Here is a 24,751-nt window from a genome sequence, read left to right on the forward strand (position 1 = left end):
CAACCAAATGACGGTTGGCAGCGATTCAGTTTGCCATATCTTCGCGCTCGACGCGAAACGACAGCTCCTCAAGGAGCTTCCTGTCGTGCTTGTCGAGCGTGTCGGGGTCGAGCGCCGCCGCCAGCTCCGGCCTGTTCCGTACGGTACGGCGCAGCGCCTGGTCACGCCGCCATCTGGCGACTTTTCCGTGATGCCCGGACAGCAGCACCTCAGGCACTTCATGCCCCCGCCAGACGGGCGGCTTGGTGTAGACGGGGCCCTCGACCAGATTCTGCATGGAACCGGGCGCGAACGAGTCGTCCACGGCCGACTGGGCGTTGCCCAGCACACCGGGCAGCAGCCGTCCGATGGCCTCGACCATGACCAGCACCGCCACCTCGCCCCCGGCCAGCACGTAGTCACCGATGCCGACCTCGTCGACCCGCAGCCGGGAGCCGTACTCCTCCATGACCCGCGAGTCGATGCCCTCGTACCGCCCGCACGCGAACAGCAGCCACGGCTCCCCCGCCAGCTCCTGCGCCAGCTCCTGGGTGAACGGCCGCCCGCTCGGCGTCGGAACGATCAGCCGCGGCGCGCCGTCCCCGGCCACGTCGTCGATGGCCTCGCCCCACACCTCGGGCTTCATGACCATGCCCGGCCCCCCGCCGTAGGGGGTGTCGTCCACGGTCTTGTGCACGTCGTGGGTCCAGTCACGGAGCTGGTGTACGCGTACGTCGAGCGTGCCGCGCTCGCGGGCCTTGCCGATCAGCGAGACGTCGAGCGGCGCGAAGTATTCGGGGAAGATCGAGATGATGTCGAGCCGCATCACAGCAGGCCCTCTGGCGGGTCGACGACCAGCCGACCGCCCTCCAGGTCGATCTCGGGCACCAGTTCCTTGACGAACGGGATGAGCGCCTCGTCCGCCCCGATCCTGCGTACCACCAGGAGGTCCTGGCCGTGGTGGAGAACGTCGGTGATCTCGCCCACGGGCTCCCCCGCGGCGGTCTCCACCGTCAGGCCGATGAGCTGATGATCGTGGAACTCGTCGGGGTCGTCGGACGGCGCCACCTCGGCCGAGTCGATGACCAGCATGGTGCCCCGCAGCTCCTCCGCCACGTCGCGGTCGGTGACCCCCTCGAGGGTCAGCAGCAGGAAGCCCTTGTGCCAGCGGCGGGCCGCGACGACGAGCGGCCCCCTGTCGGCGGGGTCCGTGGCGATGGACGTGCCCACGGCGAAACGCAGCTCGGGATCGTCGGTGCGTACCTCCACGGACACTTCACCGCGCACCCCGTGCGGACGGCCGATCCGGCCGACGACCAGCTGCAACATGAACTCCTAACGCAAGCGCCCCCATCGGCCGGCAAAGCCGATGAGGGCGCGGAAACCTGACGCTAACGGACTGTTTCGTGCAGGTCGAGCAGGTCGACCCGTACGTACTTCCCGTCGGCCAGGGCGTTCACAACGGTGCGCAGCGCCTTGGCGGTGCGCCCGCCGCGTCCGATGACCTTGCCCAGGTCCTCGGGGTGCACCCGGACCTCCAGGACGCGCCCGCTGCGAATGCGGCGTGCGCGGACCCGGACATCGTCTGGATGTTCGACGATGCCCTTGACGAGGTGCTCGAGAGCCTCCTCGAGCACGTCAGGCCTCGCCCTCGGCCTGGGTCTCGGCGGGGGCCTCAGCCTCTTCCTTCTTCTTGGCCTTCTTCGGCGTGGTGGCGGCCGTGCCGGTGTCGCCACCGGACAGCGCCTCCTTGGCCGCGGCCTCGTAGAGGGCGTGACGGTCAGGCGCGGGCTCGGCGACCTTCAGCGGCGCAGGGGCGGGCTCGCCCTTGAACTTCTGCCAGTCGCCGGTGAGCTTGAGCAGCTTGAGGACGGGCTCGGTCGGCTGCGCGCCGACCCCCAGCCAGTAGGCCGCACGCTCGGCGTTGACCTCGATGCGCGAAGGGTTGTCCTTCGGGTGGTACAGGCCGATCTCCTCGATCGCCCGGCCGTCACGCTTGGTGCGGCTGTCGGCGACGACGATGCGGTATTGAGCGTTGCGGATCATGCCGAGCCGCTTGAGCTTGATCTTGACTGCCACGGGTGTGGTCTCTCCTGCATTCGAGCGTGGGTGAACGGCATCTCGCCGAGTGGGGCACGACGGGACGACGCTCCAGGGACAGGCGCGTCCGGCGGGAGATGAGAGGGCACCCGCATGGCCACGATGTTCCAACATGCCATTGTGCCAGATCCACGGCACTGCCATCGACGTTCCGTCACGGCGCGTCGCCTCCATCCGCGCCCGATCGGCGCCCGAAGGCTCGGCACTGCATGCGACCTGGCCGCATGTACGGCGAGCGACCCGCTCATGGTATCCCGCCGGCGCATGATCTCCGGCCGCGCGAACGGGGAGCGACCGGTTCCGGGTGGGCGTGCGGCAAGTCGAGGCGAGCAGCCGCACGAGGAGGCGGACGCAGGCGCTCAGGGAGACGGGGGCTGCCGGGAGTCCACCAGCGGGAAGGCGGGCCCGGGGCACGCGCCGCTGGAGAGCCATGGCGCGGACCGCGGATGGCCGGAGCGCCAGGGTGCGCCGACGCCCACGCCGCTGGAAATCCGGGGCACCGCCATCGGACGCCCAGGCACGCCACTGCCGGAGAGCCAAGGCAAGGACCGCGGATGGCCGGAGCACCAGGGTGCGCCGACGCCCATGCCACGGAAACCCGAGGTGCGCCACCCCGGAAACCGGAGCGGCATCGTCGAAAACCGAAGGGCAGGCCGGCCGGGGTTGGCCGCCGGGAGAGCAGGGTCCCGGCGGTGGTTACTTCTGGCCGGGCAGGCGGAACTTGGAGGGGTCGAAGCCGGGCGGCAGCTCCACGCCCGGAGGCAGCTTGCCCCCGAGGTTGCCCAGCAGGCCACCGCTCTTGGGCTCCGCCTCCGGAGCCTCGGCGGAAGAGGCCTTGCCGAGAGCCGCCTTGCGCGGGTCGCCGCTGACGCGCCGCCCCTTGGCCTTCTTCTGCGCCTTGCCCGCCTTGCCGCGACCGCCTGGCATGCCGGGAATGCCCATCCCGCCCGCCATCCGCTTCATCATCTTCTGCGCCTCGAAGAAGCGGGTGACGAGGTTGCTGACGGCGGTGACCGTGACGCCGGAGCCGGCCGCGATGCGGGCCCGGCGCGACCCGTTGATGATCTTGGGGTCCTGGCGCTCCCCGGGCGTCATCGAGCGGATGATGGCGGCGATGCGGTCGAGGTCGCGGTCGTCGATGGAGTTGAGCTGGTCGCGCATCTGCCCCATGCCGGGCATCATGCCCAGCAGGTTTTTGATGGGCCCCATCTTCTGGACCATCATCATCTGCTCGAGGAAGTCCTCGAGCGTGAAGTTTTCGCCCGACGTGAGCTTGCCCGCCATCTTGGCGGCCTGCTCCTCGTCGAACGTCTTCTGGGCCTGCTCGATCAGGGTGAGGATGTCACCCATGTCGAGGATGCGGGAGGCCATCCGGTCGGGGTGGAAGGCGTCGAAGTCTTCGAGCTTCTCGCCCGTGGAGGCGAACATGATCGGCCGGCCCGTGATGTGCCGCACCGACAGGGCGGCGCCACCGCGGGCGTCGCCGTCGAGCTTGGTCAGCACGACCCCGTCGAAGCCGACACCCTCCATGAACGCCTGCGCCGTCGTGACGGCGTCCTGGCCGATCATGGCGTCGACCACGAACAGGACCTCGTCGGGCGAGACCGCGTCGCGGATGTCGGCGGCCTGCTTCATCATCTCCTGGTCGATGCCCAGGCGGCCGGCGGTGTCGATGATGACGATGTCGTGCAGCAGGCGCTTGGCCTCGTCGATCGACGTGCGGGCGACCTCGATCGGGTCGCCGGCGCCGTTGCCCGGCTCGGGGGCGTAGACCGCGACCCCGGCGCGCTCGCCCACGACCTGGAGCTGCTGGACGGCGTTGGGGCGCTGCAGGTCGGCGGCGACGAGCAGGGGCGTGTGGCCCTGCTCGCGCAGCCACCTGGCCAGCTTGCCGGCCAGGGTGGTCTTACCGGCGCCCTGCAGACCCGCCAGCATGATGACGGTCGGCGGCGTCTTGGCGAGGCGGAGCCTGCGCGTCTCGCCGCCGAGGATCCCGATCAGCTCGTCATTGACGATCTTGACGACCTGCTGCGCCGGGTTGAGCGCCTGGGAGACCTCGGCCCCGCGGGCGCGCTCCTTGACCTGGGCGACGAACGCCTTGACCACCGGGAGCGCGACATCGGCCTCCAGCAGGGCGATGCGGATCTCGCGGGTGGTGGCGTCGATGTCGGCATCGGACAGCCGGCCTTTGGACCGGAGGGAGGAGAAGACCGATGTCAACCGGTCGGATAGCGTCTCGAACACGTGGTTGGCCAGTCCTCGAAGCGAATGAACGTCTAAGACTCCAGCCTATCCGCTCCGCTAGCCGCTCCAGCCTGGCACGGCCATGCGGACCGAGAGCGCGTGCTCGACCAGGTTGATCAGCGCGGTCTTGACCGAGTCCTTGGACCTGGCGTCGAGGCGCACCATCGGGATGTGCGGCGCCAGGGTCAGGGCGTCACGCACTTCGGTGTCGCTGTGGGCGTACTGGCCGTCCCAGCCGTTCACCCCCACGATGAACGGCAGCTGCGCCTCTTCGAAGTAGTCGATCGCGGGGAAGCTGTCCGCCAGGCGGCGCGTGTCCACGAGCACGACCGCGCCGATGGCGCCGCGGACGAGGTCGTCCCACATGAACCAGAACCGGTGCTGTCCGGGCGTGCCGAACAGGTACAGGATCAGGTCGCGATCGAGCGAGACGCGACCGAAGTCCATGGCGACGGTGGTGGTCGACTTGAGCGGCGTCATGCCCAGATCGTCGATGCCCTTGGAGGCGTCGGTCATGACGGCCTCCGTGGTCAACGGCATGATCTCCGACACCGCGCCGACGAAGGTCGTCTTGCCCACCCCGAACCCACCGGCGACCACGATCTTCGTCGAGGTCAAACCGGGGCTAGAGCCTGCGAAGTCCACTGAGCACCCTTTCCAGCAGGTTGACGTCCGGCCTACCCGCTTCCAGCTGCGGCTGATGCACCCGAACCAAACCCTCTGCCGCCATGTCCGCGATCAGAACACGCACCACACCGAGCGGGATCCGCAGCAGCGCCGAGACCTCAGCCACCGACCTGACCTGCAGGCACAGCTGGCTGATCGCCTTGTATTCGGGGGTGATGTGCGAGAACTCCCGGTGCTCGGCGGTCGCCGAGGACACCAGGGCCTCCATGGCCAGCTTGACCTTGGGCGCGGTACGCCCGCCGGTCACGGCATAGGGCCGTACCGGCGAGGCGGGGTCGTTGCTGGGCGGCGGCTGAGGGGGAGGCTGCCAGCTCCCACTGTTCTGGGAATCCCACGCACCGCTGTTATGGGAGTCCCAGCCGCCGCTGTTCCATCTGGGGTCTGTCACCTACATCACCTGGTCTGGCTGGCGCGCAACTCTGCGCGCACAGCCGGGGTAAGCACCTGGCCGGCGCGATCAACCATCAGCGTCATCTGATACGCCACCAGACCCATGTCACAGTCCGGAGCCGCCAGCACCGCCAGGCACGAGCCGTCACTGATCGACATGATCAGCATCAGCCCACGCTGCATCTCCACGATCGTCTGGTTGACCGGCCCGCCCTCGAACACCCTGGCCGCACCCTGCGTCAGGCTCACCAGGCCCGACGCGATGGCGGCCAGCTGGTCAGCCCGGTCGGCCGGGAATCCCGCGGAGGCCGCGAGCGGCAGCCCGTCTGAGGAGACGACCACCGCGTGCGCGACGCCAGGAACGGTGCTGACGAAATCGGTGATTAACCAGTCCACCCCACGTGCCGACTGGCTCAAGTCATTCATGCGCGCTCATCCCTGCTTTCAACACTTCTCGGACCGGAGGGGTACGTCCTGCCCTCGCTGATGTCGTCACGTGCCGCCCTGAACCCCTGCTGGAAGCTCGAAAGGCGGCTGCGCACCCGGTCCGGCGAGACCGCCGGCATGGGGGCGACGCCCTTGGGCGCCGAGACGGTGTCGGCCGAGCCGGGCACCAGGTTGGCCTTGGGCACCCGCTTGGGCAGCCCCGCCGCGGTCGCACCGTCGCGTACCGGCTCGACGACCGCCTCCGCGGCGCTCCAGCCCGCGTCGGCCTTGGCGGAACCCCAGGTGGCGGCGCCCTCGTTGCCGTGCTCGAACCAGGCCGACTCGACCGAGGCGAAGATCGGCAGGTATTCGTCGCCCGAAGAGGCGGGCTTCACGGCCGGGATGGGACCGGTCGCCGCCGACTCCGTTTCGGGGAAGTCGTACCTCGGCTGCCCCATGTCCATCTGGTCGCCGCCGAAAGGCCGCCTCGGCAGGGAGTTGCCGTTGTCCTGGCCCCACTCGCCCGGCCGGCTGTTGGAGTTGCGCGCCGGCACCCAGACGTCAGAGGTGTCGTAACCGCCGCTGCTGCTGCGCGGGTCGGCCGGCCAGCCCACGTCCACGCTCGGCTGGGCCGAGAAGGACGGCTGTGAGGGGAAGGACGGGTGCCCCGGCCCGGGCTGGTAGCCTCCCGGACCCCACTGGGGGGTGGGCGGCGGCGGCACGGGCGGCATGGGGGGCTGCTGCATCGGAGGCATGGGAGGCATGGAAGGCATGGGCGAACGGGCGCCGAAGCTCTCGTCGAACGAGTCCAGCGTCCCCATGCCGGTGCCGCCGGGGGTCGCGTAGGCGGGAGCCTGCGAGCCGAGCAGCGCTTCCGGCATCAGGACCATGGCGGTCAGACCGCCGGTGCCGTGGGGGCGCAGCTGCACCCGGATGCCGTGGCGGTGCGCCAGACGCGCGACCACGAACAGGCCCATGCGGCGCGACACCGACACGTCCACGGTGGGAGCGTCCATGAGGCGGTCGTTGGCGATGGTGAGCTCGTCCGGGGTCATGCCGATGCCGGAGTCGCTGATCGACAGCATGACGCCGCCGCCGTCGATCCGGCTGCCGGAGACGGTCACCCTGGTCTCGCGGGGCGAGAACGACAGGGCGTTCTCGATCAACTCGGCCAGCAGGTGGATGACGTCGTTGACGGCCTGACCGGCCACGGCGACGCCGTCGGGCACCTGGAGGACTACCCGCTCGTAGTTCTCGACCTCGGACAGCGAGGCGCGGGCGACGTCGACCAGCTTGACGGGCTTGCTCCAGCGGCGGGGCGGTTCCTGGCCGGCGAGGACCAGCAGGTTCTCGCTGTTACGCCGCATACGGGTGGCCAGGTGGTCCAGCTTGAACAGGTTGCCGAGTCGCTGCTCGTCCTGTTCGCCCTGCTCCAGACCGTCGATCAGGGTGATCTGGCGTTCCACCAGCGTCTGGCTTCGGCGGGACAGGTTCACGAACATCGCGTTGACGTTGCTTCGCAGGCGGGCCTCCTCGCCCGCCAGCCGGACCGCTTCGCGGTGGATCTCGTCGAACGCCCGCGCGACTTCACCGATCTCGTCCTGAGAGGCGACGCCGATGGGCTGGACGTCGACGCTCTCGACCGACTCGGACTCACGGAGCTGGCGCACGGTGTCGGGCAGGCGGCGACCGGCGATGAACAGTGCCTCCCTGCGCAGCCTGCGCAGGGGGCCGCTCAGCGAGCGCGCCATGAAGACGGTGACCAGCAGCACGAGGATGAGCAGGATCAGGATGCCGACGGCGACGATGACGGCGCTCTGCTGCTCGGACCCTTCCAGGGTGCGGCTGCGGAGCACGATCGAGTCGGCCACGCGCTGCTCGACCTTGCGCATCCCGTCGACGGTCTCGCTGATGGCGGCGAACCAGTCCTTGCCGTCACGGGTGAGCCCGAGCTTCGGGTCCGACACGTTCCGTGGTTGCCCCAGGCTCTGCAGGAACAGGGCTCGGGCGGCCAGGATCTCCGCGCGGTCGTTGGCCTTGCCGCTGACGGTGTCGTCGTACGCCTGGCGCAGCTCAAGGGGGACCTGCGCCCGGAAGGTGGCCAGCTCGCTGTTTTTCTGGGCGCGCGCGGCGATGAAGGAGTCAAGCTCCACCCGACCGAATTCCCGGGTGGCCAGGGCCGCTACGAGCAGCGCGCGCTGCGTGGAGACGTACTGCTTGGCGCGGGCGAGGGCGGCGAAGCCGGAGACGCTCGCCGAGAGCTCCTTGTCGACCGCACCTTGGTCGATGGTGTCGTTCAGGGAGAGGAGGTCTGTGATGAACCGGTCGTAGAGCTCGATGACGGAGTTCACGTCGAGCTGGGAGTCCATCGCGTTCTTACGCGCGGTGTCGAGCTCGTTGAGACGGTTCTTGATGCGCAGGGCCTCGGGCGCCTGAGGGCTGTCGGAGGTCGCCAGCGCGTCGACGCTGCCCTTGACCTCGGCGACGAGCTTGTTGACCGGCTCGTACTGATCGGTCACTTCGGTCCGGCCGGCCTTGCGCCCGAGGGCGACGAAGCGCGCGGTGTAGTCACGCTCCACCTCGACCTCGTGCGCGAGCGCGGTCAACCGGCTCGCCAGCACGGCGACCTCGTTGACCTGCGCGTAGTCGCCGGCGCTCGCGATCGAGGTGGTGACACGCAGGCCACCGAGCACGAGCGCGGCGAGGGTCGGGATGACGACCAGGACCAGCAGCTTGGAGCGCACACGCCAGTTACGCAGGGAGAAACGCGATCCCGTCCGAGCCTTCCCGGCTTCGCCCGCAACGCCAGGGGCGACCGGCTGCGGTCCACCGGACGCATGTCGGGGGGCTTCCTCTATTAAGCCCGGATCCCCGCCCACAGAGGGGACAACACTCTTCACTTGCCTCCGCAACCTCTCCTCTGACGGTTGGTGCACGAAGATCACGTTATGCAGGTGTTTGCGGTGTGACGCCGACGCACCCTTGGGGCGAGAGCTTATTGGAGCACATCAACACGAGATCGGCCAATAGCGCAAAGATCACGGTCGACACACAGCTGCACATTTTACGCAAATCACAACACCTGCCACAGGCCCTAGAAGTCAAGCCGGGTCCGAGATATTAATCGGACAAAAGGGATATATCGCCACATATGGTGATATATCTTGTTAATTTTAGGAGTTCCCGGTGCATCGGGAACTACGGGCTGCGCTAGGGTTCGACCGTCGCTGACACCCTCAGTTACCAACACCCCCACCCCCATGGGTTCATAAGGAGACGCGTAATGCGGTTCGGTGCATTAGGGCGTAGTGCCCTGATTGGGCTTGTGAGCACCCTCGTCATCACCGGGTGTTCAAGTTCCGGCGACAAACCAGAAAGCGCGAGTTCCGCCGGCGGCGGCATGAAAACCGACCTGTTGGTCGGACAGTATCCGGGTGCGGACTCTGCGCCACTGTTCATCGCCATGGAGCGCGGCTTCTTCAAGGAAGAGGGCCTCAACGTCAAGCAGGAGCCCATCCAGGCTCCCCAGGCGGTGCTCCCCAAGCTCGCCAACGGCCAGATGGACGTGGTGCTGGGCAGCTACGCCACCATCCTGACCATCCAGCAGGCCGGCACTGAGAAGTTCAAGTACATCGCGGACTCCTACCAGGGCGCGCCCGGGGCCTTCGGCATCATGGTCAAGAAGGACTCCCCGATCAAGCAGGTCGCCGACCTGAAGGGCAAGAAGATCGGCGTCAACATCGTCGGTGGTCTGGGCACGCTCACGATGAGCCCCCACTTCAAGATCGCCGGTCTCGACCCCACCCCCGGCAAGGACATCACCTACGTCGTGATCCCGACGACGGAGTGGATCTCCTCGCTGGACAAGGGCAGCGTCGACGCCGTGTGGATGACGGACCCGTACGTCAGCCAGGCGAAGAAGGAGATCGGCGCCACCATGCTGCTGGACACCATGTCCGGCCCGACCGACGGTCTGCCCATCACCGGCTGGGCGGCCACGGAGAAGTGGACGCAGAACAACCCCAAGACCCTGGCCGCCTTCCAGCGGGCCATGGCCAAGGCGCAGCAGATCGCCGCCACCGACCGGAGCGCGGTCACCAAGGTCCTGCCGACCTTCACCAAGATCCCGGCTGAGACCGCCGCCACGATCAACCTCGGCGCCTACCCGACCTCGCTGAACTCCCAGCGCATCCAGCGGGTGGCCGACCTGATGTTCGACTCCGGCCTGCTCAAGCAGAAGATGGACGTCAACTCGATGATCTACGCAGCACCTCAGGGATGATGACCACGATCAACCCGGCGCGGCGCGGGCAGCACCCGCTCGCCCGCGCCAAGCTGGCCAAATACACCCGCCACGCCATCGGCGTGGCGGGTTTTCTGCTTGCCTGGCAGCTTCTCGGCATGACGGGCCTGTTCAAGTGGATGCCTCCGGCCGCGGAGACCCTGGCCAGGACGTTCTCCCTGGCCGTGGACCCGGAGTTCCTCGGGGACATCGGGGGCACGCTCACGGCCGCGGTCATCGGGCTGCCGCTGGCCGTCCTGATCGCCGTACCGATCGGGCTGCTGCTGGGAACGGTCCCGGTGGTCGAGGAGATGACCCGGGTGTTCGTGGAGTTCCTGCGGCCCATCCCCTCGGTGGCGCTGATCCCGCTGGCGCTGTTCTTCTTCCAGCCGGAGATCAACGCCAAGGTGGCGCTCATCGTGTTCGCCGCCTCCTGGCCGATCCTGATCAACACCCTGTACGGCGTGCGTGACGTGGACCCGCTGGGCAAGGAGACGCTGCGCTCGTTCGGGTTCGGTCCCGGCGCGGTGATCTGGCGGGTAGCCCTGCCGAGCGCGGCGCCCTTCATCGCGACGGGCGTCCGGCTGGCCGCCTCCATCACGCTCATCCTGGCCATCAGCGTGGAGTACATCGTGGGCGGTTCGGTCGGCGTCGGAGGCTTCCTCATCGAGGCGAGCACCGGCATCGGCATGGACGCGCTGATCGATGTCGTCGCGGTCCTGATCTGGGCCGGCGTGATCGGGCTCGTCGTCAACATCCTGCTCGCGCGCGCCGAGCGCCGGCTGTTCAGGTGGCGGAACACATGATTCTCACCCTGGTCAAGCGCCTGTGGCTGGTCCCGGTCATGTTCTTCGGCTGGGAGCTGCTCGCGGGGGCGCTCGCCACTCCGTTTCTCCCCGGACCGAGCCTGATCCTGTCTCGGATGTACGAGATGTGGCTCTCCGGGCCTTACATCTTCACCGAAGAGGCGGTCCACAACTTCCTGCCCAGCCTGATCAGGGTGGTCGGTTCCTGGGCCATCGCCGTGGTCGTGGGCGTGGGCCTCGGCGTGGCGATCGGCAGGACCCCCTGGCTGGCCGACATCGTCGAACCGCTGATCGAGTTCGGCCGGGCCGTACCGCCTCCCGTGATGCTGCCGATCTTCCTCGTGCTCTTCCAGATCGGCCCGCAGGTGCAGGTCGCGACCATCGTGTTCGGCATCGTCTGGCCGATCCTGCTCAACTCCATCGACGGCGCGCGCAACCTCGACATGCTGAAGGTCGAGACCGCGGCGGTCTTCGGCGTGCCCGCCCACCTGCGGTTCTTCCGGATCATCCTGCCCGCCGCGGCACCGAAGATCTTCGCGGGCCTGCGCCTGAGCGTCTCCCTGGCGCTGATCCTCATGGTCATCTCCGAGCTCAAGGCCAGCACCGAGGGATTCGGTTATCTCCTCAACATGGCCGTCAGCGCCGCCGACATGCCCGCCATCTGGGCCAACGTGGTGCTGCTCGGCGTGCTGGGCTTCGCATTCAACTCACTGTTCCTCACGGTGGAGCGGCGCGTGCTGTCCTGGCACCGCCACGCCTACCGCCTCGCATAGGAAAGACCACTGCTGTGACCGACCTGTTGTTGAAGAACGTGAAGGTTGTCACCCACGAACACGACGACCCCGTGGAGGCGGACATCGCCATCGCGGACGGCCGCATCGTACGGGTGGAGCCGGGCCAGTCCGCCGCCGGCGAGGTGATCGACGGCGGCGGCAAGCTGGCCTTCCCCGGAGTCGTCGACGCCCACCAGCACTGGGGCATCTACAACCCGCTGCCCGAGGACACCGAGTCGGAGAGCCGGGCCAGCGCCCAGGGCGGCGTGACGACGGCGCTCACCTACATGCGGACCGGCCAGTACTACCTCAACAGGGGCGGCTCCTACGCCGAGTTCTTCCCGGAGGTGCTCAGGCAGGCCGAGGGCCGGGCCTACGTCGACTACGGCTTCCACCTGGCACCCATGTCGAGCGGGCACATCGGCGAACTGCCCGACCTGGTCGAGCGGTTCGGGGTGCCGTCGTTCAAGATCTTCATGTTCTACGGCGGGCACGGGCTGCACGGGCGCTCCGACGACCAGCGGGCGTTCCTCATGCTGCCGGAGGGCGAGCGCTACGACTACGCGCACTTCGAGTTCGTGATGCGCGGCGTGCAGGCGGCCCGGGAACGGCTGCCCGAGCTGGCGGGCGAGATCTCGTTGTCGCTGCACTGCGAGACGGCCGAGATCATGACCGCGTACACGAAGCTCGTGGAGGAGGCCGGGGACCTGAGCGGCCTGGCCGCCTACAGCGCCTCGCGCCCGCCGCACTCCGAGGGGCTGGCCGTCTTCATCGCCTCCTACCTCGCCCACGAGACGGGCCTGGCCAACGTCAACCTGCTGCACCTGTCCTCGGCCAAGGCCCTGGACGCCGCCGTCCGCATGGCGGCGACGTTCCCCCACATCGACTTCCGCCACGAGGTCACGATCGGTCACCTGCTCGCCGACATCGACACGGCCAGCGGCATCGGGGCCAAGGTCAACCCGCCGATCAGGCCCCGCGAGGACGTCGAGGCGCTGTGGGGACACGTGCTTGAAGGCACCGTGGACTGGGTGGTCAGCGACCACGCCTGCTGCCGCGAGGAACTCAAGTTCGGCGAGCCGAGCGACAACGTCTTCGTGGCCAAGGCCGGGTTCGGCGGCGCCGAGTACCTGCTGCCCGGCCTGGTCACCGAAGGCCGCCGCAGGGGCCTGCCGTACGGCAGGATCGCCGCGCTGACCTCGTGGAACCCCGCCAAGCGGTATGGCCTGCGCACCAAGGGGACCATCGCCCCCGGTTTCGACGCCGACATCTGCCTGGTCGACCCCGGGCAGACCTGGACGGTTCGCGCGCAGGACTCGGAGTCGACGCAGGAGTACACGCCGTTCGAGGGGTTCGAGCTGACCGCCAAGGTCACCGACACGTTCGTACGCGGCAACCACGTGCTCGACGCCGGCAAGATCGTGGGCCGGCCGGTGGGCCGCTACGTGTCCCGGCCCGCCTGAAAGCGCGTGCGCCTGCAAAAACGATCATTCCTCGGGTACGCTCACGCAAAGTAACGTGTCTCGCTCTCCCAAATCCCAGTAGGAGACCCCCCCATGGCACGCACTCTGCGCTGTCACGTACTCGCGCTCGGCTCCGTCGCCGTCCTCGCACTCACCGGCTGCAGCGGGGGCGGCGCGTCCCCGGCCTCGACGGGACCCAACGGCCTGGAGAAGGCCACCATCAAGGTCGGGGCGCTGCCGATTCCCGACCCGGTCGCGCTCTACATCGCCCAGGCCAAGGGCTTCTTCAAGGAAGAGGGCCTGACGGTGGAGCCGGTCACGATCACCGGCGGCGCCGCCGCGCTGCCGCAGATCGAGAGCGGCGCCCTGGACATCACGCAGACCAACTACGTGTCCTCGATCCTGGCGGCCGGCCAGGGCAAGAAGATCAAGCTGGTGGCCGACATGTACCGGGCGGCCCCCAACACCTTCGAGATCATGGTTCCCAAGGACTCGCCGATCCAGCAGGTCGCGGACCTGAAGGGCAAGACGGTACTGGTCAACAACCTCAGGAACATCGCCACGCTGGCGGTCACGACCCAGCTCAAGGCGGCCGGGCTCAGCGAGACGGACGTCAAGTTCGCCGAGAAGCCGTTCCCCGAGATGGGCAACGCGATCACCGCGGGGCAGGGCGACGCGGGCTGGATCACCGAGCCGTTCATCACGGCCAACAAGAACGCGCTCGGCTTCCGCACGATCGCCGACACCATGACGGGCCAGACCGCCGACCTGCCCATCGCGGGCTGGATGGCCACCGACGAATGGGTGCGGCAGAACCCGAAGACGCTGGCCGCCTTCCAGCGGGCGATCTCCAAGGCGCAGCAGCTCGCCTCCGGTGACCGCAAGGAGATCGAGGCGACGCTGCCGACGTACACGAAGATCGACGCCAAGACCGCCGCGGCGATCACCCTGGGTACCTACCCCAGCACCCTGGAGGCGGCCCGGCTGCAGAAGGTGGCCGACCTCATGCTCGAGTACAAGTACATCAACGGCCCGATCGACGTGAAGTCGCTCATCGCGGCGAGCCCGGGCGGATGACGGGTGCCCGCCTGCTCCGCGGCGCCGTCGGCGCCGCGGGGTTTCTCCTGGCCGGAGAGCTGTTCATCCGCTTCGGCCTGGGCGAGAACCTCCTCTTTCCACCGCCTTCGACCGTCCTGTACGAAGCCGTGCGCCTCCCGGCCGACGCCACGTTCCTGGCCGGGGTGGGCGCCACCCTCGCGAACTGGGTGCTCGGCCTGCTGACCGCCGTCGCGGTGGCCGTGCCCGCGGGCGTGCTGCTCGGCGCGCTGACGCCGGTGGAACGGGCGATCAGGCCCGTGCTGGAGTTCATGCGCCCGATCCCCTCCGTGGCCATCATCCCGCTCGCGATCCTGCTGGTCCCGGTGGACGAGCTGATGAAGGTCTCCGTCATCGTGTACGCGTCCGTCTGGCCGATCCTCATCAACACCCTGTACGGCATGCGTGACGTGGACCCGCTGGCCAAGGAGTCCCTGCGCAGCTTCGGGTTCGGCCCGCTGGCCGTGCTCGCCAGGGTGAGCCTGCCCAGCGCGGCCCCGTTCGTGGCGACCGGCGTCAGGATCGCCGCCGGGATCGCGCTCGTCCTGGCCGTCAGCGCCGAACTCGTGGCCGGCGGCGTGAACGGGATCGGCGTCTACGTGACGGTGGCCGGCAACGGCAACCGGACCGATCTCATGATGGCGGCGACGTTCTGGGCCGGTCTCTTCGGCGTGATCGCGAACATGGTGCTGCTCGCCGCCGAGCGCCGCCTGTTCCGCTGGCACCACGCGCGGACCGGGGCGGTTTCGTGAAAGGGCTGGCCCGGCTCTGGGTGGTCCCCGTGGTGCTGGCCGTCTGGGAGATCGCCGGGCGCGCGATCGGGGACACCGATTTCCCGCCGCCCACGACGATCCTGGCGCGCATGCACGAGCTGTGGTTCTCCGGCCCGCCCGCTCGTGGCTTCCTGACGAACGACGCGATCGCGAACATCCTGCCCAGCCTCGGCCGCATGTTCGGCGGCTGGCTGCTGGCCGCGTTGATCGGGATCGCGGCGGGCATGCTGCTCGGGCGTTCGCGCTCGGCGACCGACTACGTGGACCCGCTGATCGAGTTCGGCCGGGCCATCCCGCCTCCGCTGCTGCTGCCGCTGTTCCTCGTGTTGTTCAAGGCGGGCCTGACCACTCAGCTGGCCACTATCGTGTTCGGAGTGATCTGGCCGGTGCTGCTCAACACGATCGACGGTGTCAGGTCCGTCGATCGCACCTACACCGACACGGCCACGGTCTTCAACCTGTCGAGGCCGCAGCGCCTGGGCCTGGTCGTCCTCCCCGCCGCCGCTCCCAAGATCTTCGCCGGGCTGCGGCTGAGCCTGTCGCTGGCGCTGATCCTCATGGTGATCTCCGAGCTCGTCGGCGGCACGGACGGCATCGGCTACCAGTTGCTGACGGCCATGCGCAGCTTCGACGGCGCCGGGGTGTGGGCGGCGATCGCCCTGCTGGGCGTCCTCGGCTACGTCGTTAATTCCCTGTTCGTGCTGGCCGAGCGCCGGGCGCTCGTCTGGCACAGGCAGGCCACCGGAAATTCGTGAACTCTCAGGACCGAGAAAGGCATTGGCGATGAAGCTGGCCAGGTTCGTAGTCGCGGGTATGACGATCGCGCTCACGCTCAGCGCGTGCGGCGGCGGAGGAGGGAGCCAGACGGGCACGAGCAGCACTTCGGCCGCAGGTGGGCTGGAGAAGACCCAGCTGCTGGTCGGCGTGGTGCCGGTCCCGTCGTCGGCGCCGCTGTTCATCGCGGAGAAGCGTGGCTTCTTCAAGGAGGAGGGCCTGACCGTCAAGACGGAGATCATCCAGGCGCCGCAGGCGGTCATGCCGAAGATCCTCAACGGCAGCATGGACGCGTTCCTCACGAGCTACGTGTCGCTGATGGCCATCAACGACTCGGGCGCCGCCAAGCTCAAGCTCTTCCAGCACAGCCAGGAGGCCGCCCCCAACATCGCCGGCGTCGTCGTGGCCAAGGGCTCCCCCGTCAAGACGCCGGCCGATCTCAAGGGCAAGACCATCGCGGTCAACGTGCTCAAGGCGCTCGGCCAGACGCTGACCAACGCCCACCTGCAGGAGGCCGGGCTCAAGCCCGAGGACGTCAAGTACGTCCAGGTGCCGTTCGCCGACCAGATCTCCGCGCTGGGCTCGGGCAAGGTGGACGCGGCCTGGCTGGTCGAGCCGTTCCTGACGGCGGCGAAGAAGAGCGGCGCCACGCAGATCATCGACACCACCGACGGCGTGACGGCCGGCGTGCCGATCGACGGGTGGGGCGTCACGGAGGACTGGCTGGCCAAGAACCCGAAGACGGCCGCTGCCTTCCACCGCGCCCTGGCCAAGGCCCAGCAGATCGCGGGCTCCGACAGGAAGGCGATCGACGAGGTGGTGCCGACGTACACGCAGATCCCGGCGGACGCGGCGGCGGCGATGACGCTCGGCAAGTTCTCGATGGAGGCCGACAAGGCCGGTGTCCAGAAGCTGGCCGACCTGCTGCACGGCTATGGCTACCTCAAGTCCAAGGTGGACGTGGCGCAGCTGTTCGCGCCTGTGAGCGGATGATCGAACACCCGATCGGGCGGGCGGTGCTCGGGGCCCTCGGGCTCGCCGTGTTCATCGCCCTCGCCGAGCTGGCCGGGCGGCTCGGGCTGGCCCCGGCCGGATGGCCGTACGTGTCGTCCGTGCTGGCCACGGCGGCGGAGCTGCCGCTGGAGCCGCAGTTCAGGACCGACGTGCTGGCCACGCTGGGCGCGTGCGCGAGCGGGCTGGTGATCGCGGTCGCGGTCGCCGTGCCCGCGGGGCTGCTGCTCGGCACGGTCCCGTTCGTGGAGCGGTCGGTGCGGCCGCTGGTGGAGTTCCTGCGGCCGATCCCGTCGGTATCGCTGATCCCTATCGCGATGTTCCTGTGGACCGAGAGCCAGGACGCCAAGACGGCGCTGGTCGTCTACACCTGCACGTGGCCGGTGCTGATCAACACGCTGTACGGCCTGACCGACGTCGATCCGCTGGCCAAGGACACGCTGCGGAGCTTCGGCTTCGGGCCGGTCGCCGTGGCGCTGCGGGTGAGCCTGCCGAGTGCGGCGCCCTTCATCGCGACCGGCGTGCGGATCGCGGTGTCGGTCACCCTGATCGTGGCCGTCAGCGCGGAGCTGCTGGCGCCGGGCGGGGGCGGGATCGGCGCCTTCCTGTCGCTGGCCGGCAGCGCGAACCGGCTCGACCGCATGCTGGCGGCGCCGCTGTGGGCGGGGCTGATCGGGCTGGCCGCCAACCTGCTGTTCACGGCCGCCGAACGGCGCGTGTTCCGCTGGCACCGGGAACGGACTGGGGACGCCTCGTGAATTCTCTGCGCAGGCTCATGTGGTACTGGCTGCTGCCCGTGGCCGTGCTCTGCTGGGAGCTGGCCACGCGGTCCGCGCAGGCGGCGTACTTCCCGCCGCCGTCGCGGATCGTGGCCAAGCTGCACGAGCTGTGGTTCTCGGGGCCGTGGACGCGGGCGTTCCTGACCGACGAGGCCGTCGCCGACCTGCTGCCCAGCCTGGCCAGGCTGTTCGCGGGCTGGGCGGTGGCCTGCGCGGCCGGGATGGCGATCGGGGTCGCGCTCGGACGTTCGCGCTGGTTGTCGGCCCTGGTGGAGCCGCTGCTGCACTTCGGCCGCTCGGTGCCGCCCAGCACACTGGTGCCGGTCTTCCTGGCGCTGTTCAAGATCGGCACCCCGATGCAGCTGGCCGCGATCGTGTACGGCGTCGTCTGGCCCGTACTGATCAACTCCATGGACGGCGCCCGCAACGTGGACCGGCAGTACATCGAGACCGGGGTCGTCTACCGGCTCGGCCCCTGGCAGCGGCTCACCCGGATCATCCTGCCCGGCGCCTCCCCCAAGATCTTCGCCGGGCTGCGGCTGAGCGTGTCGCTGGCCCTGATCATGATGATCATCTCGGAGCTGGTCGGCAGCACCGAGGGCATCGGGCACCGGATGCTGGAGGCGCAGAGCCAGTTCGACATCCCGGCCATGTGGGCGGGGATCGTGCTGCTCGGGCTGCTGGGCATCCTGCTCAACGCCGGGTTCCTGGGGTTCGAGCGCGTGGTGCTGTCGTGGCACCGAGGGGCGAGAGGCTGAGTCAGCTCACGCGGCGCTCGTTGATCAGGGTGCGCTTCACGCACACGCCGTCCTTGATCCACTGCCAGACGCGGTTGCGGGACTTGCCGTCCTCGCTGAGCACGATCATCTCGTAGAGGCGCAGGTCCTCGTCCTCGGCCTTGTACTGCCAGTTGAGGTAGATGGTGCTGCCGTCCAGCTCCCAGAACTCACCCTTGATCCGCTCGGTGTCGAACCCGCAGCGCCCGCCGCCCAGGTACGTACCCGGGAACTCGTGCACCTCGGTGCGCCCGTCGTCCCAGATGTAGCGGTTGGTCTGGTGGTAGACGGTGTCGTCCAGGATCGCGCAGGTCATCTGGACGCGGTGCCGGTCGATCGGGTTTCCCTCTCGGTCGAGGTGGAGGTACTCGCCCTCCCACTCGCCCTCGTGGCGGGCCAGCAGCGGCATGTCCGCGCGAAGTCCCATCCGCGGCTACTCCTTCGTCGTGTGCCACCAGGGATCGGCGGCGTCGGAACGGTTGACCAGGAAGGCCCTGCGGCGTACGAACCGGCGGATGGAGGCGGCGCCCATCCGCGAGCCGCCGAGCCCCGACAGGCGGAAGGAGTGCTTCTCGCCCTCGTGCACGAGCGCGGTCAGCGAGGCGTCGTTGACGCTGATCGCGCCGGCCCTCAGCCGCGCCGCCACCGCCATGGCCTGCTCCTCCGTGGCGGCGAAGACCGCCGCCGACAGCCCGTAGACCGAGTCGTTGGCCATCGCGACCGCGTCGTCGGGCCCGTCCACGGCCATGACCGGCAACACCGGGCCGAACGTCTCCTCCGTCATCACCAGCATGCCGTGGTCGACGCCGGACAGCACGGTCGGGCGGCACCAGTGGCCGCCGCCGTGCCGCTCGATCCGGCCTCCCGTGTGCACGGTCGCGCCCTTGAAGACGGCGTCGGCCAGATGCGCGGCGATGACGTCCTCCTGGCCCGGGCCGATGATCGGCCCGATCGGGCCGCCCTCGCAGGTCAGGCCCACCTTGGCGGCCCGCTCCACCAGCAGCGCCAGGAACTCGTCGTGGACCTCACGGGCGACGTAGACGCGCTCGATCGACTGGCACGACTGCCCGGCGTTGGCGGTGCCGCCCCACAGGACGGCCGACGCGGCCCGCTCCAGGTCGGCCCCGGCCAGCACGATCGCCGGGTCCTTGCCGCCGAGTTCCAGGAACGCGGGCACGAACGCGCGGGCGGCCGCCTCGGCGACCACCTGTCCTGTCTCCACGCTCCCGGTGAAGACCACGGCGTCCACCAGGTCCACCAGGGCCGCGCCGGTATCGCCGTCGCCCTCGACGATCTCCAGCGGCAGCCCGTCCGGGACCAGCCGCATCAGCGGCTCGATGAACCTGGGGGTCACCTCGCTCGGCTTGACCAGCACCGCGCATCCCGCGGCCAGCGCGGGCACGGCGTCGATGAGGCCCAGCAGCAGCGGGAAGTTCCACGGGCTGATCACCCCGACCAGCTCGTACGGAACCACGTCGCCGCCCACGAAGACGCCGGGCAAGGAGGCGGGGGTCTCGGCCGGGGGTGCGAGGAGGGCGGGCGCCTGGCGTACCCACCGATCGATGAGACCGGCGACGATCTGCCGCTCCAGGACCGACTCCCCCACCCTGCCGGTGTCGGCCACCAGCGCGGCGAGCAGCTCCTCGTCGGCGGCCAGCGCGGCGGCGAACCGGGAGAGGACCTCGCCGCGGTCGGCCTCCAGCCAGCTCCGCTGCCTTTCGCGCAGACCGGCCGCCAGGGCGGCGAGCCGGTCGGGCGGCACAGGGGCGAGCGGCCTGTCGGCCTGCCCGGTGATCGGGTTCCTCACGTTCATGTGGTGCGGCCACGGGACATGATGCTCCTGCGATGCTCGGCGGGAGCCATTGTGATCAGGAGAGGGCCGCGGCTGTCAACGCGCCCACGCGGGCGAAAGCGGCGCGAAAGTGGAGCTAACCACCCCAGCCCGGTACGGCCATGCGGACCGAGAGCGCGTGTTCGACCAGGTTGATCAGCGCGACCTTGACCGAGTCCTTGGACCTGGCGTCGAGCCGCACCAACGGGATGTGCGGCGCCAGCGTCAAGGCGTCGCGTACCTCGGCGTCGCTGTGCGGATATTCACCATCCCAGCCGTTGACGCCCACCACGAACGGCAGTTGAGCCTCCTCGAAGTAGTCGATCGCCGGAAAACTGTCGGAAAGCCGGCGCGTGTCCACGAGCACGACCGCGCCGATGGCACCACGTACCAGGTCGTCCCACATGAACCAGAACCGGTGCTGTCCGGGCGTTCCGAACAGGTAGAGGATCAGATCACGGTCCAGGGAGACCCGGCCGAAGTCCATGGCGACGGTGGTGGTCGACTTGAGCGGCGTCATGCCCAGATCGTCGATCCCCACGGAGGCGTCGGTCATGACGGCCTCCGTGGTCAACGGCATGATCTCCGACACCGCGCCGACGAAGGTCGTCTTCCCCACCCCGAAACCTCCAGCCACCACGATCTTCGTCGAGGTGAGACCGGGGCTAGAGCCTGCGAAGTCCACTGAGCACCCTTTCGAGCAGATTGACGTCCGGCCTGCCCTCGTCCAGCTGTGGCTGATGCACACGGACGAGACCTTCGGCAGCCATGTCAGCGATCAGCACGCGCACCACGCCGAGGGGGATCCGCAGCAGGGCCGACACCTCTGCCACGGACCGCACCTGCCGGCACAGTTGACTGATCGCCTGGTACTCCGGCGTGATGTGCGAGAACTCCCGGTGCTCGGCGGTCGCCGAGGACACCAGGGCCTCCATCGCCAGTTTTACCCGCGGCGCCGTCCGTCCACCTGTCACGGCGTAAGGACGGACGGGCGACGCGGGGTCGGGATTCAGCTGCGGCTGGGACTGGGGCACAGGCGGGGGCGCCCAACCGCCGCTGTTCCATCTCGGGTCTGACACGTACATCACCTGGTCTGGCTGGCACGCAACTCTGCGCGCACAGCCGGGGTCAGCACCTGACCGGCGCGATCAACCATCAGCGTCATCTGATACGCCACCAGACCCATGTCACAGTCCGGAGCCGCCAGCACCGCCAGGCACGAACCGTCGCTGACCGACATGATCAGCATCAGCCCACGCTGCATCTCCACGATCGTCTGATTGACCGCACCGCCCTCGAACACCCTGGCCGCACCCTGCGTCAGGCTCACCAGACCCGACGCGATGGCGGCCAGCTGGTCAGCCCGGTCGGCCGGAAAGCCCGACGAGGCCGCCAGTGGCAGCCCGTCGGACGAGACGACCACCGCGTGCGCGACGCCCGGGACCGTGCTGACGAAGTCAGTGATCAGCCAGTCGACACCACGTGCCGCATGGCTCAGATCGCTCATGCGCCCTCCTCCGTCGGTCGCATGAGCGACAATCGGCTGTGTCTAATTGATCGTTCGCTTCGCTCACTCATGCTCCCTCCTCCCTGTCGTTGTTCCTGGGGCCAGAGGGGAACGCCCTGCCCTCGGTGATGTCGTCACGCGCCGCCCGGAAGCCCTGCTGGAAGCTCGAGAGCCGGTTGCGTATACGGTCCGGTGACACCGACGGCATCGGTGTCACGCCCTTCGGGGTCGAGGTGTCGGCCGAGCCGGGCACCAGGTTGGCCTTGGGCACCCGCTTCGGCAGCCCCGCCGCCGTCTGGCCGTCACGTACCGGTTCCACCACTGCCTCCGCCGCGCTCCATCCTTCGTCCGCCTTGCTCGAACCCCAGCTCGCCCCGCTGTCGCGGCCGAACCAGGCCGACTCCACCGCGGCGAAGATGGGTAAGTAGTCGTCTCCCGCCGAGGCGGGCGGTGCGGCCGGGATGGAGCCCGGGTTGGCCGACTCGGTCTCGGGGAAGTCGAACCCCGGCCGCTGCGGCGGCATGGTGTCGCGGCCCCAGCCGCCCGGCGGGGGCTCGGGGACGGGTCGTCTGGGCAGTGCGCGGTCGCCGTTCCAGGACGGGCTGCGGGGTGGGGTCCACACGTCGGAGCTGTCGTAGCCGCTGCCGATGCGCGGCTCCGACGGCCACGCGTTCGCGTCCGGCTGCCACTGCTGCGTCGGTGGCCAGTTGCCGCTCATCTCCGGGTGCGACGGGAAGGACGGGTGGCCGGGCCCCATCTGGCCGGGGCCCATCTGGCCAGGGACCATCTGGCCGGGGCCCATCTGGTACGTGGGCGGCTGCGGCCAGTCCGTGGCCGGAGGGGCGGGGTGCGGCCCCGAGTACGGCTGCTCGCCCGGGCCGCCGGCGGCCGAGCCCGCGAGGGCCGGAGGCTGGTTGCCCGAGAAGGACGGCATGCCGGAGAAGTTGGGGGCCTGGGAGCCGAGCATGTTCTCCGGGATGAGCACCATCGCGGTCAGGCCGCCCGAGGCGTGCGGGCGCAGCTGCACCCGGATGCCGTGCCGGTGCGCCAGACGCGCGACCACGAACAGGCCCATGCGGCGCGACACCGACACGTCCACGCTCGGCGCGTCCGTGAGGCGGTCGTTGGCCTGGACCAGCTCCTCCTGGGTCATGCCGATGCCGGCGTCGGTGATCGACAGCATCACGCCGCCGCCGTCGATCCGGCTGCCCGAGACGGTCACCCTGGTCTCGCGCGGCGAGAACGACAGGGCGTTCTCGACGAGCTCGGCCAGCAGGTGGATGACGTCGTTGACGGCCTGGCCGGCCACCGAGACGCCGTCCGGAACCTGGAGCACCACCCGCTCGTAGTTCTCCACCTCCGAGAGGGAGGCACGGGCCACGTCCACCAGCTTGACCGGCTGGCTCCAGCGGCGCGGCGGGTCCTGGCCCGCGAGGACCAGCAGGTTCTCGCTGTTGCGCCGCATACGGGTGGCCAGGTGGTCCAGCTTGAACAGGTTGCCGAGCCGCAGTTCGTCCTGCTCGCCCTGCTCCAGCCCGTCGATCAGGGTGATCTGCCGCTCCACCAGCGTCTGGCTGCGCCGCGACAGGTTCACGAACATCGCGTTGACGTTGCTCCGCAGGCGGGCCTCCTCACCCGCCAGCCGGACCGCCTCACGGTGGACCTCGTCGAACGCCCGCGCGACCTCGCCGATCTCGTCGTGCGTGTCCACGCCGATGGGGATGACAGGCCCGGCCGCGCCCTCGCCGCTCTCGCGCAGCTGCTGCACGGTCTCCGGCAGGCGGTGGCCGGCGATGTCGAGGGCCTCGCCGCGCAGCTTGCGCAGCGGCCTGATGAGCGAGCGGGCGATGAGCGAGATGATCGCGGTGACCACGATCATCAGGAGCAGGATGAGGCCGCCGGAGATCAGGGCCGAACGGTTGGCGGCTTCCTCCAGGGCGCGGGCGCGCAGGATGACGGAGGAGGACAGGTCCTTCTCCACGCTGCGCAGCGCGTCGATCTTGCCGGTGCTGACCTCGAACCAGGTGGAGACGTCCTTGTCCGGCCGTACACCGATGCTCAGCTCCTTGCCCTCGGCGGACTGCGCCACGGCCCGCAGCCTGAACAGGTCGGTCTGGTCGACGTCCCTGCCCACGACCGTGTTGCGGTAGAGCTCGAGCTGGTCGAGGGTGGCCAGGGTCGCGAACAGCGTCTCCTCGCTCTCCTCACGCGACTTGGCGTCGGTGAGCGCGTCGAGCTCGCCGCTGTCGAAGCCCTTCTTGTCCAGCGCGCTGGCCAGGACGCCGCGCTGTTTGGAGGCCTGCTCCTTGCCCCGGGCGATGGCGGCCATCGCGCTGGCGCTGTGCGAGACCTCGTCGTCCACCGCCACCTGGCCGACCTGGTCGTGGAACTGGAGCAGGGCCGCGATGATCTGCGAGTACTTCTGGATCATCGGAAGGGGCTGGATCTTCCCCTTGACGGCCGTCTCCCGCAGCGTCGGGATCTCGTCCAGTCGCCGGAGCACGGGTCGTACGGCGTCGGCGTGGGTGTCCGTGAGCTCCCGCGCCCGCCGTTTGGCCTCGTCGATGAGGTTGTTCACACCGCTGTAGGTCGTACGGAGCTGGGCCTCTCGATTGCCCGGGCGGCCCTGGGCGATGTAGAGAGCGGTCTGGTCGCGTTCGAAGGACAGCTCATGGGTGACGGCGCCGAGCTGCTCGCTGAGCTCGGCCACCTCTCTGAGGGTCTGATAGGTGTTGGCGTCCCTGAGCGAGGTGAACACGTTCAGTCCGCCCAGAGCCACGGCCACCGCCGTGGGGACGACGATCAGCGCGATAAGGCGCGATCGCACGTGCCAGTTGCCCAGCCCGAACCTGCGTGAAGGAGGGTTGGGCAGCCGTCGCTTCTGATGCCCGTGCGGCTCGCGGTCGGCGGAAGCTTCAGCGCTCTGCGTTCTCACTTGCCTTCGCAACCTCTCGCCCCTGGAGGGGAATTCTCGGTGACCATGCAGGTAAATGCACGTGGGGCAATATCTACGTCTAGATAGGCGTCATTTGAGCACAGCAGTTGGCGCGAGCCA

Annotated in this window: 25 protein-coding genes; 10 read left to right on the top strand and 15 right to left on the bottom strand. The window is 69.1% G+C overall.

The genetic code is table 11. From position 1 onward, the window contains the following. Positions 1–25 precede the first annotated feature (25 nt). From trmD to ACIHFD_RS23800, 9 genes are all read right to left on the bottom strand, one after another. Positions 26–805, bottom strand: a complete 780-nt coding sequence (gene trmD, locus ACIHFD_RS23760; protein ID WP_350730336.1) for a tRNA (guanosine(37)-N1)-methyltransferase TrmD — start codon at positions 803–805, stop codon at positions 26–28. After that, positions 805–1,305, bottom strand: coding sequence for a ribosome maturation factor RimM (rimM, locus tag ACIHFD_RS23765; protein ID WP_364251064.1), 501 nt, complete (start codon positions 1,303–1,305; stop codon positions 805–807). The genes trmD and rimM overlap by 1 nt, the downstream gene beginning before the upstream one ends. A 65-nt stretch (positions 1,306–1,370) precedes the next feature. After that, positions 1,371–1,616, bottom strand: coding sequence for an RNA-binding protein (locus ACIHFD_RS23770; protein WP_113699978.1), 246 nt, complete (start codon positions 1,614–1,616; stop codon positions 1,371–1,373). Position 1,617: 1 nt separating this feature from the next. After that, the gene (gene rpsP, locus ACIHFD_RS23775; protein WP_394495865.1) at positions 1,618–2,058 is read right to left on the bottom strand and encodes a 30S ribosomal protein S16; all 441 of its coding nucleotides are present in this window, start codon (positions 2,056–2,058) and stop codon (positions 1,618–1,620) included. Positions 2,059–2,775: 717 nt separating this feature from the next. Further along, positions 2,776–4,323, bottom strand: a complete 1,548-nt coding sequence (ffh, locus tag ACIHFD_RS23780; protein WP_350730332.1) for a signal recognition particle protein — start codon at positions 4,321–4,323, stop codon at positions 2,776–2,778. A gap of 57 nt (positions 4,324–4,380) precedes the next feature. Further along, positions 4,381–4,941: an ATP/GTP-binding protein gene (locus ACIHFD_RS23785; RefSeq protein WP_350730330.1), complete on the bottom strand. Its 561-nt coding sequence runs from the start codon at positions 4,939–4,941 to the stop codon at positions 4,381–4,383. 7 nt (positions 4,942–4,948) lie between these two features. Then, positions 4,949–5,257 carry a DUF742 domain-containing protein gene (locus tag ACIHFD_RS23790; RefSeq protein ID WP_319719344.1) on the bottom strand — a complete coding sequence of 103 codons (309 nt, stop codon included), beginning with the start codon at positions 5,255–5,257 and terminating at the stop codon, positions 4,949–4,951. Positions 5,258–5,403: 146 nt separating this feature from the next. Beyond that, positions 5,404–5,826, bottom strand: a complete 423-nt coding sequence (locus ACIHFD_RS23795; protein WP_185071550.1) for a roadblock/LC7 domain-containing protein — start codon at positions 5,824–5,826, stop codon at positions 5,404–5,406. Beyond that, entirely contained in the window at positions 5,823–8,570 is a 2,748-nt protein-coding gene (locus ACIHFD_RS23800; protein WP_397368743.1) for a nitrate- and nitrite sensing domain-containing protein, read from the bottom strand. Before ACIHFD_RS23800 ends, ACIHFD_RS23795 begins: the two co-directional genes overlap by 4 nt. Before the next feature lie 656 nt (positions 8,571–9,226). Between ACIHFD_RS23800 and ACIHFD_RS23805 the strand changes: the two genes are divergently transcribed. From ACIHFD_RS23805 to ACIHFD_RS23850, 10 genes are all read left to right on the top strand, one after another. Further along, positions 9,227–10,108: an ABC transporter substrate-binding protein gene (locus tag ACIHFD_RS23805; protein WP_355207017.1), complete on the top strand. Its 882-nt coding sequence runs from the start codon at positions 9,227–9,229 to the stop codon at positions 10,106–10,108. Further along, positions 10,105–10,914 (top strand): ABC transporter permease subunit, encoded by an 810-nt coding sequence (locus ACIHFD_RS23810; RefSeq protein ID WP_350730324.1) that lies wholly within the window; start codon positions 10,105–10,107, stop codon positions 10,912–10,914. Before ACIHFD_RS23805 ends, ACIHFD_RS23810 begins: the two co-directional genes overlap by 4 nt. Next, positions 10,911–11,687: an ABC transporter permease subunit gene (locus ACIHFD_RS23815; RefSeq protein ID WP_350730322.1), complete on the top strand. Its 777-nt coding sequence runs from the start codon at positions 10,911–10,913 to the stop codon at positions 11,685–11,687. The genes ACIHFD_RS23810 and ACIHFD_RS23815 overlap by 4 nt, the downstream gene beginning before the upstream one ends. A 14-nt stretch (positions 11,688–11,701) precedes the next feature. Then, positions 11,702–13,150 (top strand): dihydroorotase family protein, encoded by a 1,449-nt coding sequence (locus tag ACIHFD_RS23820; protein WP_397368744.1) that lies wholly within the window; start codon positions 11,702–11,704, stop codon positions 13,148–13,150. Positions 13,151–13,243: 93 nt separating this feature from the next. Beyond that, the gene (locus tag ACIHFD_RS23825) at positions 13,244–14,227 is read left to right on the top strand and encodes an ABC transporter substrate-binding protein (protein ID WP_350730319.1); all 984 of its coding nucleotides are present in this window, start codon (positions 13,244–13,246) and stop codon (positions 14,225–14,227) included. Then, the gene (locus tag ACIHFD_RS23830) at positions 14,224–14,997 is read left to right on the top strand and encodes an ABC transporter permease (RefSeq protein ID WP_397368745.1); all 774 of its coding nucleotides are present in this window, start codon (positions 14,224–14,226) and stop codon (positions 14,995–14,997) included. Before ACIHFD_RS23825 ends, ACIHFD_RS23830 begins: the two co-directional genes overlap by 4 nt. After that, positions 14,994–15,773 carry an ABC transporter permease gene (locus ACIHFD_RS23835; protein ID WP_397368746.1) on the top strand — a complete coding sequence of 260 codons (780 nt, stop codon included), beginning with the start codon at positions 14,994–14,996 and terminating at the stop codon, positions 15,771–15,773. Before ACIHFD_RS23830 ends, ACIHFD_RS23835 begins: the two co-directional genes overlap by 4 nt. A 58-nt stretch (positions 15,774–15,831) precedes the next feature. Then, positions 15,832–16,785 carry an ABC transporter substrate-binding protein gene (locus ACIHFD_RS23840; protein WP_397368747.1) on the top strand — a complete coding sequence of 318 codons (954 nt, stop codon included), beginning with the start codon at positions 15,832–15,834 and terminating at the stop codon, positions 16,783–16,785. Further along, entirely contained in the window at positions 16,782–17,561 is a 780-nt protein-coding gene (locus ACIHFD_RS23845) for an ABC transporter permease (protein WP_397368748.1), read from the top strand. Before ACIHFD_RS23840 ends, ACIHFD_RS23845 begins: the two co-directional genes overlap by 4 nt. After that, positions 17,558–18,340: an ABC transporter permease gene (locus tag ACIHFD_RS23850; protein WP_350730310.1), complete on the top strand. Its 783-nt coding sequence runs from the start codon at positions 17,558–17,560 to the stop codon at positions 18,338–18,340. Before ACIHFD_RS23845 ends, ACIHFD_RS23850 begins: the two co-directional genes overlap by 4 nt. 1 nt (position 18,341) lies before the next feature. Here ACIHFD_RS23850 and ACIHFD_RS23855 read toward each other — a convergent pair whose 3' ends face one another. From ACIHFD_RS23855 to ACIHFD_RS23880, 6 genes are all read right to left on the bottom strand, one after another. Continuing rightward, the gene (locus tag ACIHFD_RS23855) at positions 18,342–18,785 is read right to left on the bottom strand and encodes a hypothetical protein (protein WP_397368749.1); all 444 of its coding nucleotides are present in this window, start codon (positions 18,783–18,785) and stop codon (positions 18,342–18,344) included. 6 nt (positions 18,786–18,791) lie between these two features. Beyond that, entirely contained in the window at positions 18,792–20,165 is a 1,374-nt protein-coding gene (locus tag ACIHFD_RS23860) for an aldehyde dehydrogenase family protein (protein WP_397368750.1), read from the bottom strand. 121 nt (positions 20,166–20,286) lie between these two features. Then, positions 20,287–20,874: an ATP/GTP-binding protein gene (locus ACIHFD_RS23865; protein ID WP_350730304.1), complete on the bottom strand. Its 588-nt coding sequence runs from the start codon at positions 20,872–20,874 to the stop codon at positions 20,287–20,289. After that, complete coding sequence (locus ACIHFD_RS23870; protein ID WP_397368751.1) at positions 20,855–21,274, bottom strand: DUF742 domain-containing protein; 420 nt, start codon at positions 21,272–21,274, stop codon at positions 20,855–20,857. The genes ACIHFD_RS23865 and ACIHFD_RS23870 overlap by 20 nt, the downstream gene beginning before the upstream one ends. After that, on the bottom strand, positions 21,274–21,696 hold the full coding sequence (locus ACIHFD_RS23875; RefSeq protein ID WP_350730302.1) for a roadblock/LC7 domain-containing protein: 423 nt from the start codon (positions 21,694–21,696) through the stop codon (positions 21,274–21,276). Before ACIHFD_RS23875 ends, ACIHFD_RS23870 begins: the two co-directional genes overlap by 1 nt. A gap of 67 nt (positions 21,697–21,763) precedes the next feature. Further along, positions 21,764–24,523: a nitrate- and nitrite sensing domain-containing protein gene (locus ACIHFD_RS23880; protein WP_397368752.1), complete on the bottom strand. Its 2,760-nt coding sequence runs from the start codon at positions 24,521–24,523 to the stop codon at positions 21,764–21,766. Between the last annotated feature and the right edge of the window lie 228 nt (positions 24,524–24,751).

Source organism: Nonomuraea sp. NPDC051941 (genome assembly GCF_044593615.1).

What these genes read in the sequence shown, in the direction of transcription:
- ACIHFD_RS23855 (WP_397368749.1), bottom strand. Translation starts at nt 18,785, where the DNA reads ATGGGACTTCGCGCGGACATGCCGCTGCTGGCCCGCCACGAGGGCGAG.
- ACIHFD_RS23825 (WP_350730319.1), top strand. Translation starts at nt 13,244, where the DNA reads ATGGCACGCACTCTGCGCTGTCACGTACTCGCGCTCGGCTCCGTCGCC.
- ACIHFD_RS23830 (WP_397368745.1), top strand. Translation starts at nt 14,224, where the DNA reads ATGACGGGTGCCCGCCTGCTCCGCGGCGCCGTCGGCGCCGCGGGGTTT.
- ACIHFD_RS23810 (WP_350730324.1), top strand. Translation starts at nt 10,105, where the DNA reads ATGATGACCACGATCAACCCGGCGCGGCGCGGGCAGCACCCGCTCGCC.
- ACIHFD_RS23870 (WP_397368751.1), bottom strand. Translation starts at nt 21,274, where the DNA reads ATGTACGTGTCAGACCCGAGATGGAACAGCGGCGGTTGGGCGCCCCCG.
- ACIHFD_RS23840 (WP_397368747.1), top strand. Translation starts at nt 15,832, where the DNA reads ATGACGATCGCGCTCACGCTCAGCGCGTGCGGCGGCGGAGGAGGGAGC.
- ACIHFD_RS23815 (WP_350730322.1), top strand. Translation starts at nt 10,911, where the DNA reads ATGATTCTCACCCTGGTCAAGCGCCTGTGGCTGGTCCCGGTCATGTTC.
- ACIHFD_RS23845 (WP_397368748.1), top strand. Translation starts at nt 16,782, where the DNA reads ATGATCGAACACCCGATCGGGCGGGCGGTGCTCGGGGCCCTCGGGCTC.
- ACIHFD_RS23875 (WP_350730302.1), bottom strand. Translation starts at nt 21,696, where the DNA reads ATGAGCGATCTGAGCCATGCGGCACGTGGTGTCGACTGGCTGATCACT.
- ACIHFD_RS23795 (WP_185071550.1), bottom strand. Translation starts at nt 5,826, where the DNA reads ATGAATGACTTGAGCCAGTCGGCACGTGGGGTGGACTGGTTAATCACC.
- ACIHFD_RS23805 (WP_355207017.1), top strand. Translation starts at nt 9,227, where the DNA reads ATGAAAACCGACCTGTTGGTCGGACAGTATCCGGGTGCGGACTCTGCG.
- trmD (WP_350730336.1), bottom strand. Translation starts at nt 805, where the DNA reads ATGCGGCTCGACATCATCTCGATCTTCCCCGAATACTTCGCGCCGCTC.